We start from the raw sequence: 3,186 nt of genomic DNA on the forward strand, positions 1-3,186 counted from the left end.
GCGATGCTCGCCACCCCCATCCCGGTCTGATCGGTAAAACACACACCCGCCGACACCTGACCCCCCGTGTGGCCCCCACGGGCCCGCCGGTCGGGCCCACACCGCGTGCGGCGGGTTCCCGTCACCGTTGCCCTGCAGGTTCCGGGCGACATGGCAGTGCAGACGCGTGGGCGGCCCGTCCTCCTTCACGGGGGCGTCGAAGACGGCGGGCGAACTCGCCCAAGTGGGCGGAATCCCCCAGCACATCCGACACCCTCTGCCTCCACACCGCTTCGGCAGTCGGCCGACCGGTGACGGCAGCGTCACCGGTGGCCGCGGTCAGGGAGATCTGGTTGCTCTGGCCGGACTCCACCAGGGCGGAACGTCACCAGCAACTCGTCGGGCTGCGGTATGAGGCGGACCGTGTTCGTCGGCCATCCGGCTGCTTGAGCGGTGACGCTACCGGGCAAGTAAGGCGCTCACGGTCTTGCCGCCGGAGGCCCGGCTGGTGACCGCCGTGGTGTGGGCGAGGCTGGTGACCATGGGCCAGCCGAAGCCCCGGTACCGCCGTTCAGGTCAGGGGTGCGCATGCGCGGCACATGCCGGCTGGGGTCGTGAACGGCGACCTCGATGGTGTCGGGGTACGCAGTCGGTTCCAGTGCCCAGCGGCCCCCACCGTGGCGCAGGGCATCGGTGACGAGCTCGGAGACGACCAGGACCACCGTGTCCGCCGCGTCAGGAGCCACGGTCGGCTGCGGCGCCGGCAATCATCGTGATCATCAGGGTCACCCTGATCTCTGAAGCGTCCATGCCTCCTGCCCTGGCTACCCGACCCCTGTGCCCCACCCTCCACCTGCCAACCCCGCAGAGCCCCAGTGCTTGCCTGAAGGGGGGAGGACCACAGCCGACGCATGACGGCACCAGGGGCCGTGCGGGTTCGCCAACCCGGGATTGTCGATGGCGGCGCAGGGCCTCGTGCCGCACTCGTCAATGGCCGACCTGCGGGGCGTCACGGCTGGAAACATCAGCCCCGGTCGGCGACGTCACGCTCAGCCGGCCGTGCTGTGCGGCGGGGGCCACTGAGTGCGCCGGACCGAGCCTCGGAGCTGCTTGAACCATCTGCGGGCCGGTCGAGGCAGACCGGTCGAGGCGGACTACCTCATCTTCGAGGGCGCGGAAATCTATCCCAGCCAGAGTAGACATTCGGCGGCGGTGTAGTTATGGTTTCTCTCGTAGCCGAGATCGAGCAAGGCCCGGCAGACATGAACTGCCGGGCAGTATTACGCAGTTGCAGTTGGCATGACGGTGCGGTGGTGGAGTTCCGAAGCCAGAGTGGTCGCAGGACGGCGACGGGACTGACGACCGGACCGGGTGGCCCGCAGTGATCAGGGGCCGCCATGAGCAGCACCGCAGTGGCAGTGCCAGTAAGTGAAGTTCGCCGTACCCAGCAGTGAAGTCAGTGGCAGTACCTCGGTGAAGGCGTCGGCTGCGGGCGCGCACCGGGAGGTTCGGCAGTGGGGTTCCAAGCCAGAGCAGACGCAGGACGGGCGACGGGGCTGGCTGCCGAAGTGTGGCGCTGTTCGAGGCCACCAGCAGTTCGCAGTTCCCGTTGGTGAGTAGTTGATCAAGAGGGAAGAACGGAGGAGCCGAGCGCCATCAGGATCGCCCGGGTGGAAGTCGTGGACCCGGGTACCGCAGGACATCGATAGTGAGGTGGTCTCCGGTCGAGCAACCGCGATCCCCGCGCCCCCGACAGCATCTGGGTCGGGTCTGCGGAAACAGAGGGCCGGTGCAGTATCAGGGCCGGCAGATGGTGTAGTAGTTCCTTCGGGGCCCTGGTGCCAGTAGGGTGCCAGGGCCCCTCCACGCGTTCCACAGAGAGGTGCAATGACAGCAGACGACACGTTCGGCCGTCTCGATGACGACGACTACCCCGCCTACACCATGGGCCGGGCCGCCGAGATGCTCGGCACCACACAGGGCTTCCTCCGCGCCATCGGCGAAGCCCGCCTCATCACCCCACTGCGCTCCGCAGGCGGCCATCGCCGCTACTCCCGTTACCAGCTGCGCATCGCCGCCCGTGCCCGGGAACTCGTCGACCACGGCACCCCCATCGAGGCCGCCTGCCGCATCATCATCCTCGAGGACCAGCTCGAGGAAGCCCAGCGCATCAACGCCGAATACCGCCGCGCCACCGAATCAGCGAAACCGACCGCAGCAGCATGAGATGAGCGTGCCCGTCCGCGTCGGCGGGCACAACACGCATGGTCTGCCGTGCGGTGTGATCGTTTCCTATGGTGACACGGCGTGCGGGCGTGTAACGTTCTGCGTCAGCTGTCGTGGTTCGGAATTCCCTCTTGCCCACGCCCTCTGGTGTGGGCGTTTTGCTGTGCTGTGCCGCAGGAACCAGGGCGATCACCTCCGCCTTCCGCATGGAGCGGGAGGCGTTCATCGACTGGAAGGCAGACGACATGGCAACGGGAACTGTGAAGTGGTTCAACGCGGAGAAGGGCTTCGGCTTCATCGCCCAGGACGGCGGCGGCCCGGATGTCTTCGCGCACTACTCCGCGATCAACTCCACGGGCTTTCGTGAACTCCAGGAGGGCCAGGCCGTGACGTTCGACGTCACCCAGGGCCAGAAGGGTCCGCAGGCCGAGAACATCAACCTGTCCTGACCTCGCAGATCTGCCCGAGAGATCGCGCACACTGCGTCCGCGGAGCGCCGCCCGTTCGGGCCTTGCCGCCCACCGGGCGAAGCGGCTGCACTCGTGCCGGGCATGCACAGGATCAGGGGCCGCGCAGCTTTTGCTGCGTGGCCCCTGATCTGTTGAGGCGGAGGCGGGTGCGACCTCGACCCGAACTTCCCGACCTCAGTCGATTCGAGCGCCGTCCGGTTCGGGTGCGGCATGCCTGCGCCTCTGCTCGCGCAGTCTGGGGCAGCAGACGGTCAGGCGTCCGTCCAGGCGTCGAGGAAGGCTTGCCGTCCGACCGAATCGTCCCATCTGCGGTCCGCATGCAGAACGCGCCAGGCGGTGAGCTCGAGATCTCGGAGCCACAACTCGCCGATGACCTGTGTCTTGAGGTCAGGCAAATGGTCGGACTCGGCGAGGGCTTGACCCAAGGCCGGGAAGTTAAGGCTGGCTGGGGCGCTGTCCAGGCGCGGGTGGGCGTGCTGGCCCTGCGGTGAATGACGAACGGGACCGCTGG

At 67.6% G+C, this 3,186-nt stretch carries 2 protein-coding genes and 3 pseudogenes; 2 read left to right on the plus strand and 3 right to left on the minus strand.

Annotation, left to right across the window (positions count from 1 at the left end; genetic code table 11):
- Positions 1–129 precede the first annotated feature (129 nt).
- Both AB0N07_RS39535 and AB0N07_RS39540 read right to left on the minus strand, forming a co-directional pair.
- Positions 130–392 (minus strand): annotated as a pseudogene (locus tag AB0N07_RS39535) (hypothetical protein); the annotation flags it as partial.
- A 46-nt stretch (positions 393–438) separates the two neighbouring features.
- Positions 439–734: pseudogene (locus AB0N07_RS39540) on the minus strand (ATP-binding protein); the annotation flags it as partial.
- A 1,132-nt stretch (positions 735–1,866) separates the two neighbouring features.
- Here AB0N07_RS39540 and AB0N07_RS39545 point away from each other — a divergent pair.
- Positions 1,867–2,205, plus strand: a complete 339-nt coding sequence (locus AB0N07_RS39545) for a MerR family transcriptional regulator (protein ID WP_329895815.1) — start codon at positions 1,867–1,869, stop codon at positions 2,203–2,205.
- A 245-nt stretch (positions 2,206–2,450) separates the two neighbouring features.
- On the plus strand, positions 2,451–2,654 hold the full coding sequence (locus AB0N07_RS39550) for a cold-shock protein (RefSeq protein ID WP_365843772.1): 204 nt from the start codon (positions 2,451–2,453) through the stop codon (positions 2,652–2,654).
- Positions 2,655–2,926: 272 nt separating this feature from the next.
- On the opposite strand, the pseudogene AB0N07_RS39555 reads toward AB0N07_RS39550, so the two are convergent.
- Positions 2,927–3,186, minus strand: a pseudogene (locus AB0N07_RS39555) (hypothetical protein); the annotation flags it as partial.

It is taken from the genome of Streptomyces sp. NPDC051172, assembly GCF_040682555.1.
Lineage (GTDB): Bacteria > Actinomycetota > Actinomycetes > Streptomycetales > Streptomycetaceae > Streptomyces.

What these genes read in the sequence shown, in the direction of transcription:
- AB0N07_RS39545 (WP_329895815.1), top strand. Translation starts at nt 1,867, where the DNA reads ATGACAGCAGACGACACGTTCGGCCGTCTCGATGACGACGACTACCCC.
- AB0N07_RS39550 (WP_365843772.1), top strand. Translation starts at nt 2,451, where the DNA reads ATGGCAACGGGAACTGTGAAGTGGTTCAACGCGGAGAAGGGCTTCGGC.